The 16,005-nt window shown below is 29.0% G+C and carries 17 protein-coding genes; 9 read left to right on the top strand and 8 right to left on the bottom strand.

From position 1 onward, the window contains the following. Positions 1–14 precede the first annotated feature (14 nt). From C7U54_RS12680 to C7U54_RS12665, 4 genes are read right to left on the bottom strand one after another with little or no spacing between them, the layout of a single operon-like run. Positions 15–485: a restriction endonuclease subunit S gene (locus C7U54_RS12680; RefSeq protein WP_107030533.1), complete on the bottom strand. Its 471-nt coding sequence runs from the start codon at positions 483–485 to the stop codon at positions 15–17. After that, positions 475–1,998 (bottom strand): type I restriction-modification system subunit M, encoded by a 1,524-nt coding sequence (locus C7U54_RS12675; protein ID WP_107030534.1) that lies wholly within the window; start codon positions 1,996–1,998, stop codon positions 475–477. Before C7U54_RS12675 ends, C7U54_RS12680 begins: the two co-directional genes overlap by 11 nt. A gap of 2 nt (positions 1,999–2,000) precedes the next feature. Next, positions 2,001–2,666: a helix-turn-helix domain-containing protein gene (locus C7U54_RS12670; RefSeq protein ID WP_107030532.1), complete on the bottom strand. Its 666-nt coding sequence runs from the start codon at positions 2,664–2,666 to the stop codon at positions 2,001–2,003. Positions 2,667–2,669: 3 nt separating this feature from the next. After that, positions 2,670–3,278, bottom strand: a complete 609-nt coding sequence (locus C7U54_RS12665; RefSeq protein WP_107030531.1) for a helix-turn-helix domain-containing protein — start codon at positions 3,276–3,278, stop codon at positions 2,670–2,672. A 486-nt stretch (positions 3,279–3,764) separates the two neighbouring features. Here C7U54_RS12665 and C7U54_RS12660 point away from each other — a divergent pair, with 486 nt between their 5' ends. Then, positions 3,765–4,439, top strand: a complete 675-nt coding sequence (locus C7U54_RS12660) for a hypothetical protein (RefSeq protein WP_146137640.1) — start codon at positions 3,765–3,767, stop codon at positions 4,437–4,439. A 306-nt stretch (positions 4,440–4,745) separates the two neighbouring features. Here the strand turns inward: C7U54_RS12660 and rlmD are convergent, their stop codons facing one another. Continuing rightward, a complete protein-coding gene (gene rlmD, locus C7U54_RS12655) occupies positions 4,746–5,882 on the bottom strand; it encodes a 23S rRNA (uracil(1939)-C(5))-methyltransferase RlmD (RefSeq protein ID WP_107030529.1) in 1,137 nt (378 codons plus the stop codon). A 95-nt stretch (positions 5,883–5,977) separates the two neighbouring features. Between rlmD and C7U54_RS12650 the strand changes: the two genes are divergently transcribed. The 7 genes from C7U54_RS12650 (at position 5,978) to C7U54_RS12620 (ending at position 12,250) form a co-directional block, all read left to right on the top strand. Further along, positions 5,978–7,087: a CobW family GTP-binding protein gene (locus C7U54_RS12650; protein WP_107030528.1), complete on the top strand. Its 1,110-nt coding sequence runs from the start codon at positions 5,978–5,980 to the stop codon at positions 7,085–7,087. 4 nt (positions 7,088–7,091) lie between these two features. Beyond that, positions 7,092–8,036 (top strand): TIGR03943 family putative permease subunit, encoded by a 945-nt coding sequence (locus C7U54_RS12645; RefSeq protein WP_107030527.1) that lies wholly within the window; start codon positions 7,092–7,094, stop codon positions 8,034–8,036. Between the two features lie 74 nt (positions 8,037–8,110). After that, a complete protein-coding gene (gene tgt, locus C7U54_RS12640; protein ID WP_107030526.1) occupies positions 8,111–9,244 on the top strand; it encodes a tRNA guanosine(34) transglycosylase Tgt in 1,134 nt (377 codons plus the stop codon). Continuing rightward, positions 9,245–10,270 (top strand): tRNA preQ1(34) S-adenosylmethionine ribosyltransferase-isomerase QueA, encoded by a 1,026-nt coding sequence (gene queA / locus C7U54_RS12635; protein WP_107030525.1) that lies wholly within the window; start codon positions 9,245–9,247, stop codon positions 10,268–10,270. Beyond that, positions 10,270–10,905 (top strand): epoxyqueuosine reductase QueH, encoded by a 636-nt coding sequence (locus tag C7U54_RS12630; protein WP_107030524.1) that lies wholly within the window; start codon positions 10,270–10,272, stop codon positions 10,903–10,905. Before queA ends, C7U54_RS12630 begins: the two co-directional genes overlap by 1 nt. 129 nt (positions 10,906–11,034) lie before the next feature. Next, the gene (locus C7U54_RS12625; RefSeq protein ID WP_107030523.1) at positions 11,035–11,625 is read left to right on the top strand and encodes a hypothetical protein; all 591 of its coding nucleotides are present in this window, start codon (positions 11,035–11,037) and stop codon (positions 11,623–11,625) included. Further along, positions 11,618–12,250: a LytR/AlgR family response regulator transcription factor gene (locus tag C7U54_RS12620; RefSeq protein ID WP_048925032.1), complete on the top strand. Its 633-nt coding sequence runs from the start codon at positions 11,618–11,620 to the stop codon at positions 12,248–12,250. The genes C7U54_RS12625 and C7U54_RS12620 overlap by 8 nt, the downstream gene beginning before the upstream one ends. Before the next feature lie 55 nt (positions 12,251–12,305). Here C7U54_RS12620 and C7U54_RS12615 read toward each other — a convergent pair whose 3' ends face one another. Genes C7U54_RS12615 through C7U54_RS12605 form a run of 3 tightly spaced genes read right to left on the bottom strand, consistent with a single transcriptional unit; the run spans position 12,306 to position 14,541 of the window. Then, positions 12,306–12,896, bottom strand: a complete 591-nt coding sequence (locus tag C7U54_RS12615) for a nitroreductase (RefSeq protein ID WP_107030522.1) — start codon at positions 12,894–12,896, stop codon at positions 12,306–12,308. Between the two features lie 6 nt (positions 12,897–12,902). After that, positions 12,903–13,871 carry a YHYH domain-containing protein gene (locus tag C7U54_RS12610; protein ID WP_053092963.1) on the bottom strand — a complete coding sequence of 323 codons (969 nt, stop codon included), beginning with the start codon at positions 13,869–13,871 and terminating at the stop codon, positions 12,903–12,905. A gap of 19 nt (positions 13,872–13,890) precedes the next feature. Next, complete coding sequence (locus C7U54_RS12605; RefSeq protein WP_048925034.1) at positions 13,891–14,541, bottom strand: GDSL-type esterase/lipase family protein; 651 nt, start codon at positions 14,539–14,541, stop codon at positions 13,891–13,893. 127 nt (positions 14,542–14,668) lie between these two features. On the opposite strand from C7U54_RS12605, the gene C7U54_RS12600 reads away from it, so the two are divergent. Beyond that, positions 14,669–15,988: an aspartate kinase gene (locus tag C7U54_RS12600; RefSeq protein ID WP_022001773.1), complete on the top strand. Its 1,320-nt coding sequence runs from the start codon at positions 14,669–14,671 to the stop codon at positions 15,986–15,988. Positions 15,989–16,005 lie beyond the last annotated feature (17 nt).

Genomic DNA, 16,005 nt, shown 5'->3' with positions numbered 1-16,005 from the left:
TCTGCCATTGACCTTTAAGCCGCTAAATTATTGTTTATCATACTATTTAATGTAATCTTACTATCCAATGAATTCAAAATTGAAACAATTTTTTTTTGAGTATTAATACTTGGAATTTCTAATTCTAAACTATTTAGGGTTTGCGTTCTTAGACTAGGAATTGTAGTTCCTTCATTATAATTCATTAAATCAAAGGTTAACATTTTATAATAAAGATATTTCGGAGCAACTAAGTTCTCATTAATTTTTGTATAAAACAGAGTATCTACAGTCCAAAAAGGATGTTCAACATATCTAATTTTATCGATAGTCCCTTTTCTTCCAATAAGAACAGACGGTTTATCATACAAAAATTCATTTGCATATCCTATTAACCCCCCTGTACCATAAATAGGAAATTTACCATTTTTATCTATAACCTTTTTTTGATTTTTCCCATATTTAATTTCTACTAATTCACCTAAGCAATATTTTTTAAATTTCATATCCTATCGCTCCAAGCTTTTCACGAATTTCATTCTCTAATTCATGAGATTTTTCAAACATTTGTGATAATTCAGATGTTAATCTTGTCATTTTCTCTTCAAATGGTTCTCCATCATCTTCCTGTTCTTCAATACCAACATATCGACCAGGAGTAAGAATAAAGTCTTGTTTTTCAATTTCTTTCAAATCAGCAATAGCACAGAATCCTTTTTCTTCTTCTAATGTACCCTCTTGAAAATTTCTAAAAGTATCAGCCAATTTTTTTATATCATTATCTTTTGGATCTTTTGTTCCATCAGTAAGCTCGCGTAAAGCCCTTGTAGCCATTGTTCCCATTTTACGAGCATCAATAAACAATGTTTTTCCCTTTTGTTTTTTATTCTTATTAATAAACCACAAGCAAACAGGAATACCAGTCGTGTAAAAAAGTTTTTCTGGCAAAGAAATAATTCCCTCAACTAAATCTGCTTCAATAATATTCTTACGAATTTCACCTTCTCCTCCATTTTGAGAAGAAAGAGAGCCATTTGCAAGTACCATACCCATTCGCCCATTAGGAGATAAATGCCATATCATATGTTGAATCCAAGCATAGTTTGCATTACCTGCTGGCGGCATTCCAAATTTCCATCTTTTATCTTCTTTTAATTTATCAGCTCCCCAAGGTGTTAGATTAAATGGAGGATTTGCCATAATATAGTCAGCACGCATAGTTGGATGCTGATCATTTAAAAAAGTGTCTTCTGGAATTTCACCAAGATTACAATCGATACCCCTAATTGCAAGATTCATTTTAGCCATTTTCCAAGTAGTAGGATTTGATTCTTGTCCATAAACTGAAATATTGTTTATGTTTCCTTGATGATTTTTTATAAACCCAGCTGATTGAACAAACATACCACCTGCACCACAGCATGGATCGTATACTCGGCCATTATAAGGTTGCAAAATTTCTACAATTGTTCTTACTACACAAGATGGTGTATAGAATTGACCAGCATTTCTTCCTTCCTGTTCCGCAAAATTGCGGAGACAATATTCATATGTACGTCCAAGAAGATCTTTTTCGTCAGTACCTTCTTTCATTTTTATATTAGTAAATAGATCAACAACTTCTCCTAATCTTCGCTTATCCAATTCAGGACGAGCAAAATTTTTAGGAAGAATTCCTTTTAATTTTTTATTTTCATTTTCTATCGCAGTCATTGCATTATCGATAACCTTACCGATTTCTGGTTTATTTGATTGTGATGCAATGTCTTCCCATCGTGCTCCTGATGGTACGAAGAAAATATTCTCAGATGTATATTCATCTCGATCTTCTTCAAAACCTTCTCCTTCTTCAACCAGTTCTTGATATTTTTCATTAAAACTATCTGAAATATATTTTAGAAAAATCAATCCAAGGATAACATTTTTGTATTCTGATGCATCCATGTTTCCTCTTAAGACACAAGCTGCATCCCATATTTCTTTTTCAAATCCTATATCAGCTGTGTTATTACTTGCCATTATCATTTACCTTCCTTTTCATTTATTTTACTTACCATTTTTTCTAATTCATCCTCGTTTAATTTTGATAATTTTTCAATTAATTCTGCCCAATCACCTTCATTAAATTGAGCCGGACTATTTGCATCTATTACTTTTTCAAGTTTTTCATTGTAATTCAGTAAATGTAGACCGTGAAATGATGCTAATTTATCATACCAAACATCATGCATATTTAATTCTGGATCAATTAACTTATATCTTCGGCGCATAATTTCTGACAATAAACGATCTTTTAATTTTATGTGTTCCCAAATGTAAATGGGCAGAGTATGTTCATCATCATCTCCCTTTTTCGTCGATGAATATATTCCATTCTTATTTGGAATCTCTATTGTGTTATTCTCAATTAAATTATCAAAAATCTTTGCTACTTGTTCATATGTCAACTTTTCTAATACAAGACCATCTACTTCAGGTTCATCACTAATGCCAAGAAGCCAATCTACAGACACTTTATATGTTTTAGAAATAGTGTAAAGCATATCAGTTGTCGGTAGTTGCTGGCCGCTCATCCATTTACTAACATTACCCTGTGTCATATTTAGCTTTTTAGCTGTTATCCCTTGTGTTTCTCCTTCAAAAATTTTTGATAGGCGTTCCTTTAAAATCTTATTTAGTTCCGCCATTTTTTATTGACCCCCAAGATCGCTTTCAATGCCGGACATCATATATATGTAGATGTCTTGTTCTTGTTTTGCTTCTTCATATAATTCTAATAAATAATTTTCTGTAGTTGCTTCATCAATTCTATTATCTAAATCATTTTCTCGAAACGCCATTGAACATAGTATTGGCTTATCATTAAATAAAGAAAGCTTTGCATTTTTCCAATCTCTATATAGATCTTCATCTACTTTAGAAATTGTATTACTTTTTTCTAAAAGCTTCTTTAATATAGGATCATGAATTCCTAATGAAAGTAAATTATTCTTTTTATTCAACGATATTAAACCATTACGGACAAGTTCAGTAACAATCTCTGTTGCAAGTGAATAAGAAAGCTCAGATTCTATTTTTGTAACATTCTTTCTATCTGAAATTCCCATTAACCAATCAATAGAAACTCCATACACTTCGTTGATACGATAAAGAGTGTCTACTGTTGGCTGCTGCAAACCAGATAATAACTTACTAACATTACCTTGTGTCATGTTTAACTTATTAGCAGTAGTTTTTTGTGAGTCTGATCCAAATGTTGCTTTAAGTCTATTTTTTAAAATGTCTGTGTCTAATGCCATAATTTATCACCTCCAGCTAACAATAACTATTCAAACATTAAAATATCTCACTTATGTACTTATGTGTCTAATTCTTTGGGCGCATATTTTATTCTTCTTGGAATAATTTCATTCTAACATAAATAACTATATTTTTCTACACATATACCTATGTAAACTAGAATATCAAAATTCAAACCGCTCGTTTCTCTATTCCTAACAATAAGGCTAGAATTTAAGTATGAAAAATAAATGTTGTAGAAACTTTTATCCTACATCTTTTTTTCAAAATTATGTCCTAAGCATGACATTAAAAAGCTTTCACTTTTAATAGCATTTCTTGATCAAGAATGGTCCTATCTGTTTCTAGTGAACAACTAAATAAATATACCAGCTGAATAGGACAAGCTGGCCAAAATAGGAGGAAAACTCACTATGGTATTGGCCAACTTTATTCAGAGCGTTTTTGATGTGGATTTTCCTCCACAAATTTCAGGAGGAAATCAAATGTCAAAGAATGTTAATTATTCAAAATTTAAAAACATTGAAGGAAATAAACCAAACGAAGGAGAAGTACTTGTACCAGTTCTTGCTGAAGAACTTATAAAATGGAATCCTGTATGGAAAAAAAATCAAGAAAATCTTACTACTTTTAAATATCAACAAAGACGAGTACGTGTAGGATTCGTCATTGTTCCAAAAGAACAAGAAAAAAGTGCATTAAAATCATTTAATTATGATGTAAATCAATATCTTGAATCAACAAGAAGACAACGCTGTTTGATTACAAATAAAAAAGGAAATCTTATTCGTTGTCCTAAATGTAATAATTGTAAATCCTGTACAAGACAAAATGATTCTAATATGTTTAATTCTAGAACTATTTCATTAGATAAAATGTTAGAAGATATGAACGATGATTCTTCATACGGATTAGATCCAACAGGAATAACCGATGAATATAATGTTAATTTATTAACATATGAGTTATCTAAACTAATAAAAAAAGTATCTGATATATACCCAGAAGCTGAAGAAGTGTTTGATCTCTTAATAAATGATATTTCAAAAAAAGACATTATAAAACTTGTTAATTTTAAATGCAGTAAAACTCAATCATATGAACGCATTAAAAAAATGCAAAGATATTTAAAAAAATTGTATCAGGACGAATTCAAATAAAAAATCAGACGGTCTTTTGTTTAACATCAAGCTTTAATACTAATGATAAAATATACTTTATTTCAATACTCATCAGAAAAGTTCGCAAAATAAATTATATAAGAAAATAAAATATAACATCTATCATCATTTAAATCTTTACGTAAACACCTAAGATTTTTGCTAAAAATTTTTATTTACTTTAATTTATTTATTACCCTTTTATTTTTATCATTAATTCTAGTATTTTGCTAAAGAAAAGGTTTATTAAAGGCGTTTTTTCGACCCTAAAATAAACCTTTTATATTAAAATCTTTTTTTATTTTCCTAAACTACCTTTGTCAACAACACAATACTTTCCACATGTTTTGTATGAGGAAACATATCATACAGATACATCGTATCTGTATGATATCCAATCTTTTTAAAATATTGGATATCTCTAATTTGAGTTGTAGGATCACAAGAAATATAAACAACTTGTTTAGGATTTAGTATCTTAACTGAATCCATAAATTGTTTTGTAGAACCACTTCTAGGTGGATCCATAATGACAACATCTACTTTATGTTTCTCTTTCGCAAGTTTTTTCATAAATTCAGTCGCATCATCACATACAAATTGAATATTAGAAAGTTGATTCATTCGTGCATTGTTTTTTGCATCTTTGATTGCGTCTCTATTACTTTCTACTCCAATAACTTGTTTTACATTTTGTGAGAGAATCATTCCTATTGTTCCAATACCACAATAAGCATCAATTGCTGTTTCATTTCCTTTAATATTCAATAAGGATAAAGCTTTGGTATAAAGGTTCACACATTGGTCATGATTGATTTGATAAAAAGATTGTGGAGAAATCTTAAATTTCAAACCGCATAATTCATCAACAATAAACCCTTTTCCATAAAGAACTTTATCTTCATTTCCTAAAACAATTGGTGTTCTACGTGTATTGACATTTAAGACAATTGTTTTAATACTTGGAAACTTCTTAACTAATTGGTTGCAAAATTGCTTAGAACCACGCCACATATTTTCATTACATACTAAAACAACCATCGTTTGATCTGTTTTAACACCTCGACGAATTAAAATATGTCTTAATAATCCTTTATGTCTTTTACGATCATAAATAGAAACACGATACTTTCTTAAATAGCTTTGTATATATTGTAAAATTTCATCCATAATATCTTCGTGTAATAAACAGTGTTTATAAGGAATAATATCTTGGCTATGTTCTTCGTAGAGACCGTATTCATATTTTTGATTAAAAGCAACAATTGCTTTATTTCGATAACCATTAACTAATGGTGAAGCTACTGTTGGTTTTACATCTATTTTTAATTTTGTTTTCTTTATTTCTTTTTCTATAAATAATGTCTTTTCTTTTAATTCTTCTTGATATTGATCTTGTGGATAAAAGCATCCTCCACATCTTTTAATTATTGGACATTTCATTTTTTATCACCCTTTACTTGTCAATCATTATAACATAGGTATTATCATTTGATGAAATGATTTATGAGTGTTATAATCTAGCGGAGGTGAAATATATGAGTAAAATAGATATTATTTCTGGCTTTTTAGGTGCTGGAAAAACAACATTAATTAAAAAATTAATTGCTGAAGCATATCAAAATGAAAAAATCGTATTAATAGAAAATGAATTTGGAGAAATTGGAATTGATGGAACATTCTTAAAAGATTCTGGTGTTACAATCAACGAAATGAACTCTGGATGTATTTGTTGTAGTTTAGTAGGAGATTTCGAAACATCGTTAAAAGAAGTATTAGATACTTATCATCCTGATCGTGTCATCATCGAACCTTCTGGTGTTGGAAAATTATCTGATGTTATTAAAGCTGTTTCTACAATCAATAGTGATGAAATGGAATTAGATAATTTTATTACAGTTGTAGATGCTAAAAAATGTCGTATGTATACTAAAAACTTTGGTGAATTCTATAATAACCAAGTTGAACATGCATCATTAATTGTTTTAAGTCGTAGTCAAGACTTAACTGAATTCCAATTAAAAGAATGCTTAGATATCTTAAAAGGATTAAACGATCATTCACCAATCATTACAACTGCTTGGGATAAATTAAATGGTTTAGATATCATTAATGCTTGTGAAGTGAACATTCAAGAAGAATTATTACATGAACATGAACATCATCACCATCATGATCACGAATGTGAATGCGGACATGACCATCATCATGAACACGATCATGACCATGAATGTTGCGGACACGATCATCACGAACATGATCATGAACATGGATGTTGCGGACATGACCATCATGAACACGATCACGAACATGAATGTTGTGGACATCATCACCATGACCATGATCATGAATGTGGTTGTGGACATCATCACCATCATGCAGATGAAGTTTTCAATAGTATCGGATTTGATACTGTTAAAAAATATAATGAAGTTGAATTAAGTGAAATCTTAAATAAATTATGTAATGATGATAATGTTTTAAGAGCTAAAGGTTTTGTAGATAGTGGAAATGAAGATTGGTGGTATTTTGATTTAGTACCAGGTGAATTTGAAATTCGTTTAGGTAAACCTATTTATACAGGTCAAGTTTGTGTAATTGGTAAAGACTTAGATGAAAATACAATTAAGGAGTTATTTTTAGGATAAGCGTATGAATAAAACAAGAGTTTATTTGTTTACTGGATTTTTAGAAAGTGGAAAATCTTCATTTATCCAAGATACTCTTCTTGAACAAGGTTTTGGTGAAGATGAAAAAACTTTAATCATTGCCTGTGAAGAAGGTGAAGTAGAATATGATATTCCTGCTTTAGAAAAAGAAAATGCTTCTGTTGAATTTATTGAAAACGAAGAAGATTTAAATTATGAAACTCTTCTTCATTTACATCAAAAATACCAACCAACACAAGTTATGATTGAATATAATGGTATGTGGGATAATACAAAATTTGTTGATGAAATTTGTATTGACCAATGGCAAGTTGTTCAAATTCTTACAACTATTTCTGCTGAAACCTTTGATCTTTATTACAACAATATGCGTGGACAATTTGTTTATCATATAACAGGTAGTGATTTAGTTATTGTAAATCGTTGTGATGAAAATACAAAGAAATATCCTATTAGAGGAAGTATCAAATCTTTAAATCCAATGTGTCAAATTGTTTATGAAAATAAAAATAGACAAATTGAAGATTTAACTGTTAATGATTTACCATATAACTTAAATGATGATTATATTGAAGTAAATGATATGGATTATGGTATTTTCTGTATGCATATTATGGAAAATCCTCAAATCTATGAAAATAAAACAATTAAGATCAAAGGTAAAGTGATTGGCCGTGATAAATTAATTGAAAATGGTTTTGTTTTAGGTAGACAAGCCATGGTATGTTGTAGTGATGATATGCAACTTTTAGGTTTAGTATGTATTAGTAAATACGCTAAAGATTTAATTAAAGATGAATGGTTAGTGGTTGATGGAACCATTAGTTTAGAATATGATGAATCTATTCAAAGTAATATTCCTATTTTACATGTTGATCATTTAGAAGGTGCTAAACCTTTAAAAAATGAATATGTTACATTTGATTAAGAGCTTTTAGCTCTTTTTCTATTTTATTTATAAATACTTTCATGTATAATGAATAGGCAAAAAGAGGTGGAAAAATGAAAGATTTTTGGTATGAATTAAAACATGTTTGTAAACAAAGTGGTGCTCGATATGGGATTTTACATACTCCCCATGGAGATGTAGAAACACCTATGTTTATGCCTGTAGGTACACTAGCTACAGTAAAAGGAATTGCCCCTGAAATGTTAAAAGAAATGGGATCACAAGTAATCCTTTCTAATACATATCACTTATGGTTAAGACCTGGGGAAGATATTGTTGCTAAAGCGGGTGGTCTTCATAAGTTTATGAACTATGATGGTCCTATGCTTACAGATAGTGGAGGATTTCAAGTTTTTTCTTTGGGAAAAACAAGAAAGATTAAAGAAGAAGGCGTTTATTTTAAAAGTATTATTGATGGTAAGTCTTTATTCTTATCTCCAGAAAAAGCAATCGATATTCAAAACAAATTAGGAGCAGATATGATTATGTCTTTAGATGAATGTGCTCCTTATCCAGCAACTTATGATTATATGAAACATAGTGTTGAAAGAACAATTCGTTGGGCTAAAAGAGGTAAAGAAGCGCATCATAATGAAAAACAAGCGTTATTTGGAATTGTTCAAGGTGGAGAATATCCTGATTTAAGAGAAAAATGTGCCAAAGCACTTGTAGAAATGGATTTCCCTGGTTATTCAATTGGTGGAACAAGCGTTGGTGAACCAAAAGATGTGATGTATAAAATGGTCGAAGATGCAATTCAATGGTTACCTGAAGATAAACCACGTTATTTAATGGGAGTTGGTAATCCAATTGATTTAATTGAAGCTGCGATTCGTGGTATTGATATGTATGATTGTGTTTTACCAACACGTGTTGCTAGACATGGTGCTTTAATGACACATCATGGACGTATGAATATTAATAATGAAAAGTTTAAAGAAGATTTTACTCCTATTGATCCTGAATGTGATTGTTATACTTGTAGAAATTATACAAGAGCTTATTTAAGACATCTTCATAAATCAGATGAATTATTTGGAAAAACATTGTTATCGATTCACAATGTAAGATTCTTATTACAACTTTCAGAAGATATTCGTAAAGCAATTCAAGAAGATCGTTTATTAGATTTTAAAGAAGAATTTTTAGATAAATATGGTAGAGATGTTTATAAGAGGGCTTTTTAAATGAAACTAAGTGAATTTGATTTTGAACTACCTGAAGAACTCATTGCTCAACATCCTGTTGAAAAAAGAGATACTTCTAGATTAATGGTAGTAAATAGAGAAAACGGAAATATTGAACACAGACATTTTTATGATATTCTTGATTATTTAAAACCAGGCGATGTTTTAGTAAGAAATAATACAAAAGTTATTCCTGCACGTTTATTTGGAATTAAAGAAGAAACAAATGGACATGTAGAAGTTCTTTTGTTAAAAGAATTAAAGAAAGATACTTGGGAATGCTTATGTGGAAATGCTCGTATTGTTAAAATGAATACGGTGATTACTTTTGGTGAAGGGTTATTAAAAGCAAAATGTATTGAAATCAAAGATGAAGGTATTCGTGTTTTTGAAATGATGTATGATGGGATTTTCTATGAAATCTTAGATCAATTAGGAACAATGCCTTTACCTCCTTATATTAAAGAAAAACTTGAAGATAAAAATAGATATCAAACAGTTTACGCTAAAATTGAAGGAAGTGCAGCAGCTCCTACAGCTGGTTTACATTTTACTGAAGAAATCAATCATAAAATAAAAGATAAAGGTATTGAAATCTTAGATGTTTGTTTACATGTTGGTCTTGGAACATTTAGACCTGTTAAAGAAGAAAATGTTTTAGATCATCATATGCATAGTGAATTCTATATGATCAGTGAAGAAGTCGCTGATAAATTAAACAAAGCAAAAGCAAATGGTCAAAGAATCATCGCTGTAGGAACAACATCAACACGTACTCTAGAAGCTAATATGAAAAAATATGGTAAATTTACAGCAACAAGTGAAAATACTGATATCTTTATTTATCCTGGATATAAATTTGAAGCTATTGATTGTTTGATTACAAACTTCCATTTACCTAAATCAACATTATTAATGTTGATTAGTGCCTTTGCTTCAAAAGAACTTATTTTCAAAGCTTATAAAGAAGCTGTCAAAGAAAAATATCGTTTCTTTAGCTTTGGTGATAGCATGATGATTTTATAATGAAAATCAATTACGACTTAAAACTCAAAGAAGAATTAGAAAAAATTAAAGGTACAAAACCCACCCTACTTCTCCATGTTTGTTGTGGGCCATGTAGCGGAAACGTTTTAAAAGAAATATCTGAATTTTTCGATATAACTATTTATTACTCTAATTCAAACATTTATCCAGATACCGAGTATTTTCGACGATTTCATGAATTAGAAGATTTCATTCAACGCTTTAATCAAGATTTTAATCAAAATATTCAAGTTGTTGAAAAAGAATATCAACCAAAAGAATATCTAAAAGATATTTCTCAATATAAAGATGAACCTGAAGGTGGAAAACGCTGTTATCTTTGTTATTCAAAGAGAATGAAAGATGCTTATGATTATGCATCTTTACATCACTTTGATTATTGGACAACTGTTTTAAGTGTTTCTCCACATAAAAATAGTCAATGGATCAATGAAATTGGCGCAAGCTTTCCTCAAGAAAAAACACAATTTCTTTTCAGTGATTTTAAAAAGAACAATGGTTATTTAAAATCAGTTAAATTTGCAGCATTATATAATCTTTATCGACAAAATTATTGTGGTTGTGTTTATTCTTATCAAGATATGTTAGAAAGAGAAAAAAACAAGGAGTTATAAAAATAATTTCAAGATGGTGCTAATTTGCACCATTTTTTATTTCATCCCTAAAAAAATCTATTTGTCCCTAAAATATAGGCATTATGTATTTTTTAGATTATATTATAAATAGAAAGAAGAGTGATTTATATGAAATATAAATTTGAAATAAAAAAAGAAAACAGATCTATCATTTGGAAAATATTACTTGTAATGATTTACTTTTCTTTTTATGCAGTCAGTATACGATTATTCATGACCTATTTTCCATTTATAAATAAGGAACTTATAATTGTCGTTGGTGTTCTTGTTTATCTATTTATTATTTTACCAATGGTATTTACACCTAAATGGTATTTAAGTAACAATTCTATTTTAATAGTACAACCATCAGGTTTAATAGAAACTTGGGAGTATTTCATTTTAAAAAAAGGTATACAAGAAATTAAATATTCAATAATTGAGAATATTACGATTACTTATGAAAAAATATCAACTCAATATATTTATAATGAGGGGTATAATATTCTTTTTAAAGTATGTTTAAAATCAGGTGATGAAATTATATTCGATTCATTATTAGGAATTGATAAATCTAATTATCTTCGTGGAATAGAAATAATGAAAAAAAAAGGTATTATTTTTATAGATAAATATCACATATTATCTGTTTTAGAAAATGATAATATTAATCTATGGGAACATTTAAAAAAAGTGGAAGAAGGTATTTTAGATGATTAAAATTCTATGGTTATTGGAAAGTAAAATAAATTCAGATTTCATAAATGAAATTTCTGACGAACTTGAATTAAAAATACAAATATCTTCTTCATTTGAAAAAGAAACAATTTATGATGTTATCATACTTGAAAATTTAGCAATCATATCTCATTTAAGTGAAATTCAAAAAAATTCCATTCTTATTTATGTTTTAGATGAAAAAAATAATATTTTTGATCATCAAAATATATATGTTAATTACTATATTCGTAATGTATCCTTATATGAAGACTTATATCAAGCATTTCTTAAAAGTAAAGATTTTTTATTAAAAAAGATAAATACAATTTCTTTAAAAAGCGGAAAAATAAATTATCATATAATCAAAAATAACATTCTTTACATAGAATCATTTAGAAATTATATTGTTATTCATACATCTATCTCAGATTATACCTTAAGATATACTTTAAAGAAAATTCATAAAAAATTAGGCAATGAATTTGTTCAATGCCATAAATCTTATCTAGTTAATTTAAATAATGTCATTTGCATAAAAGAAAATACCATTGAGTTAAAAAATGAAGTAACACTTCCTATTGGAAATAAATATAAACAAAATCTTTATAATTTGATTTATAAATAAAATGTATTTAAAAAGATGATAACATCAAACATAAGTTATCATCTTTTTATTTTTTTTAAAGCCATGTCACTACATTACCTTTTCTAGGTAATACTTTTCTTAGTGGTTTTCCATCATTTGTATCAGGATAGCCGATAATTAAAGAGCCATAGACCCTTTCATCTTCTTTCATAACTAAACTTTGTAAGTAAGAGAGAATTTTTCGACCTTCATTGAGCCATTTTAATTGATTAATATAACAACTTCCCAAATCTAATTCATTAGCTTCAAGCATCATATTTTCTAAGGCAATCGCACAATCCGCTTGATTATTTCCATAATCTCTTTTATTGGCGACAATAATCAAAACAGGTGCATTATAAGAAAATACATATCCACCTTTTTTAGAAAGATTGATTGAATTTTGTAAACTTCTATACATATTTTCAGTAATCTCCATTTTAGAAAATGCTTTTTCAACCATTTTTACTAAACGATCAATTATTTGTTTATTTTGAATAACTATAAAATGATTACTTTGACTATTGCCACCACTTGGTGCATATCTTCCAGTTTCTATGATTTTTTCTAGTAATTCTTTGCTTACTGGCTTATTTAAATATTTTCTTGTACTTCTTCTAGTCAATATACTTTCATATGTATTCATTTTTTTCTATTTCCTTTTTCTTTTATAAAGGACATATCCAATAATACCTAGTGCTACAACACCAGCTCCACCAGCAACACCATTTTCATCTTCTTGTTCTTTTTGTTTTTTATACTTGTTATATTCCTTTTTATATTTTTTGTCTAAAACATCATAGACTTTATAATTTTTATATTTACGATAAGATTCATCACTTTGCTTCTCATTATCAAAATCATCCTGCGCATATTTAGAAAGCTTCTTTTTTAAAGAATTTATCTCTTTTTCTTCTTGATCATAAGTACTTTGATAACTTTCTTTATAGACTTTCTTTTGTTTTTCTAAAGTGTACTCACTATTTGTATCTTCATCTTCTAAATTTCTTGCATTATCAATTGCTTTTTTATTTGCATCTTGTCTTATTTTAGAAAAATCACTTGCTTCACTTTGATTATAAGCATCTTTATAAGAATCTAAATAAACACTACTTATTAAACCAACTGGAACTTCTAAATTATATGATTCTGTTGTCGTTCCATCTTCTGTTCCCTTGGCTGTTCCTTGATCTTTAGAAAGTGTCGTTAATTCATTTTCAGCATTCGTAAACCCTGTATCATAACCATTTATATAGGTTTGATCCTTCCCCGTAAGATCTTCCTTACCTGCATCAGGATTTGCCTTTTTATAATTATAACCTGCCGTTTCTCCTTGTTTTGTATAATCAACTACTTGAGGTGTACTTTGTGTTTGACTTGTTGAAGAAGATCCACTATCTGTACTTGAGCTTGATGAGGAGCTATCTGAGCTTGAAGAACTGCTCGAACCTCCACCATTATGATAATGATATTCACCATCTCTAAGTCCCCATTTGGCACAATTTGTACGACAATAATGTCCTCCATTTGCATCTGTTCTTCCTGGATGAGCACTTATAGGTGTAATCATCATCAGTAAAACGATAATCATTGATGCTATTTTTAATATTCTTTTTTTCATATTCCCGTTTCCTTTTTTATTATAAAATGTATTCTTTTAAACAATTTGTATAGCGTACATATCCATCATGATTGATATGGAGACCATCTTCAAAGTATGCTTCAATCGGTTCTCCTTTTTTATTACATAACGTTGGATAAGCATTAATAAAAGTTACATATTCATAAGGGATTGTCTTTTTAAATTCTTTATAAATCATTTTTAAAAGATCATTACTTCTTAAAACCCCTGGTGTATGTTTATAATCATGCATTGGAAGGCAAGGTAATGGACTCACTACATAGATTTCACATTCAGGTAAGTTATAATGAACTGTTTCTACCAGTTCTTTAACATTAATAGCAATATCTTTAGGTGATTGCATCACTGTTTTTCCTAAATCGTTAGTACCTATCATATAAACAAGTTGTCTCGGTTTAAATTTTAAAACACCTTCATCTATAAAATGAAGCAGCATTGTGGAAGTAATTCCGCCAATCCCACAATTATATTTATTCTTTATTTCTGGAAAATATTTTTCTATATCCATAAACTGAGTAATAGAATCACCAAAAAAGACGGTTCCTCCTTCCTTTGACCTTTTATTTTGATCAATGATTTCTTTCATACGATCAATTGTCATTTCTCTTATTTGATAATAATTTGTAAGAAATGTCATATTTTCTCTCATAATGTCGACCTCTTTTCTATATAATATTATTATATTTTTATTGTTTTCTTTTTTCAATTAGAAAAAAGATTGAATATACTTGAAAAAAGTGATATTTTAATATCATTAATATGAGGGGAGAATTATTATGGTGAAAATCGTCAAATTTGGTGGTTCGTCTCTTGCAGATGCCCATCAATTTAAAAAAGTTGGTGACATTATCAAAAGTGACCCAGATCGTCGTTTTGTAGTACCTTCAGCGCCTGGTAAACGTTTTAAAGATGATATTAAAGTTACTGATTTATTATATAAAGCATATAACGCAGAAAGTGAACAAGAATTTGAATGTACTTTTGATACAATCAAAGATCGTTATCAAAGTATTATCGATGAACTTAATTTAACAGTTGATCTTACTGAAGAATTTGAAGTTATTAAGAAAAACTTCCAAGATCAAATCAGTGAAGAATATGCAGCAAGTCGTGGGGAATATTTAAATGGTATCTTACTTGCGAATTATTTAGGATTTGAATTTGTTGATCCTGCAACATGTATCTTTATCGATGAACATGGAAATTATGATGATAAAAAAACAGATCCTGTTTTATCTAAAAAATTAAGTGAAGTAGAAAATTGTGTTATTCCTGGATTCTATGGTTCATGTAGTGAAGATCCTACAAAAATTAGAACTTTCTCTCGTGGGGGAAGTGATGTTACTGGTTCAATCGTCGCTAAATGTGGTCAAGTTAAACTTTATGAAAACTGGACAGATGTTTCAGGTTTCTTAGTTGCTGATCCACGTATTGTTAAAAATCCAGAAGTGATTGGAACAATCACTTATAAAGAATTACGTGAACTTTCTTACATGGGAGCAAGTGTTTTGCATGAAAATGCTGTTTTCCCTATTCGCTCTCAAGGAATTCCTATTGTAATCAAAAATACTAATAAACCTGAAGATGCTGGAACTTTAATCGTTGAAAGTACTGTGCATAAACCAGATCATATTATTACTGGTATTTCTGGTAAACAAGGTTTTGCGACAATCATGATTGAAAAAGATATGATGAATGATGAAATTGGTTTTGGTAGAAAAGTTTTACAAGTTATTGAAGAAGCTGGTCTATCTTATGAACATACACCTTCTGGTATTGATACAATGAACGTAATTGTTGAATTAAATTCATTCATTGAACATGAACAAGAAATTTTAGCTAACTTACATCGTGCCGTTGAACCTGATTCAATTGAACTTGAATCTGACCTTGCTTTAATTGCTATCGTTGGTCGTGGTATGAAAGATGGTCGTGGAGTTGCAGCAAAAGTTTTTACAGCTTTAGCTAATAAAAAAATCAATGTTAAAATGATTGATCAAGGTTCTTCAGAATTAAATATCATTGTTGGTGTTAAAAACATTCACTTTAATGAAGCAATTCGTGCTATCTATAATACATTTATCGAACAAGAATAAAGACTTTGGTCTTTTTC

Source organism: Faecalibacillus intestinalis (assembly GCF_003024685.1).
GTDB lineage: Bacteria > Bacillota_I > Bacilli_A > Erysipelotrichales > Coprobacillaceae > Faecalibacillus > Faecalibacillus intestinalis.
Note: the sequence above shows the minus strand (reverse complement) of the source record. Positions and strands in the feature narration are given on the sequence as shown.

Bases quoted from the DNA above. Each gene is read 5' to 3' on its own strand.
- queA (WP_107030525.1), top strand. From the start codon at position 9,245: ATGAAACTAAGTGAATTTGATTTTGAACTACCTGAAGAACTCATTGCT.
- C7U54_RS12650 (WP_107030528.1), top strand. From the start codon at position 5,978: ATGAGTAAAATAGATATTATTTCTGGCTTTTTAGGTGCTGGAAAAACA.
- rlmD (WP_107030529.1), bottom strand. From the start codon at position 5,882: ATGAAATGTCCAATAATTAAAAGATGTGGAGGATGCTTTTATCCACAA.
- C7U54_RS12670 (WP_107030532.1), bottom strand. From the start codon at position 2,666: ATGGCGGAACTAAATAAGATTTTAAAGGAACGCCTATCAAAAATTTTT.
- C7U54_RS12680 (WP_107030533.1), bottom strand. From the start codon at position 485: ATGAAATTTAAAAAATATTGCTTAGGTGAATTAGTAGAAATTAAATAT.
- C7U54_RS12645 (WP_107030527.1), top strand. From the start codon at position 7,092: ATGAATAAAACAAGAGTTTATTTGTTTACTGGATTTTTAGAAAGTGGA.
- C7U54_RS12630 (WP_107030524.1), top strand. From the start codon at position 10,270: ATGAAAATCAATTACGACTTAAAACTCAAAGAAGAATTAGAAAAAATT.
- C7U54_RS12615 (WP_107030522.1), bottom strand. From the start codon at position 12,896: ATGAATACATATGAAAGTATATTGACTAGAAGAAGTACAAGAAAATAT.
- C7U54_RS12665 (WP_107030531.1), bottom strand. From the start codon at position 3,278: ATGGCATTAGACACAGACATTTTAAAAAATAGACTTAAAGCAACATTT.
- C7U54_RS12610 (WP_053092963.1), bottom strand. From the start codon at position 13,871: ATGAAAAAAAGAATATTAAAAATAGCATCAATGATTATCGTTTTACTG.
- C7U54_RS12625 (WP_107030523.1), top strand. From the start codon at position 11,035: ATGAAATATAAATTTGAAATAAAAAAAGAAAACAGATCTATCATTTGG.
- C7U54_RS12605 (WP_048925034.1), bottom strand. From the start codon at position 14,541: ATGAGAGAAAATATGACATTTCTTACAAATTATTATCAAATAAGAGAA.
- tgt (WP_107030526.1), top strand. From the start codon at position 8,111: ATGAAAGATTTTTGGTATGAATTAAAACATGTTTGTAAACAAAGTGGT.
- C7U54_RS12660 (WP_146137640.1), top strand. From the start codon at position 3,765: ATGTCAAAGAATGTTAATTATTCAAAATTTAAAAACATTGAAGGAAAT.
- C7U54_RS12600 (WP_022001773.1), top strand. From the start codon at position 14,669: ATGGTGAAAATCGTCAAATTTGGTGGTTCGTCTCTTGCAGATGCCCAT.
- C7U54_RS12675 (WP_107030534.1), bottom strand. From the start codon at position 1,998: ATGGCAAGTAATAACACAGCTGATATAGGATTTGAAAAAGAAATATGG.
- C7U54_RS12620 (WP_048925032.1), top strand. From the start codon at position 11,618: ATGATTAAAATTCTATGGTTATTGGAAAGTAAAATAAATTCAGATTTC.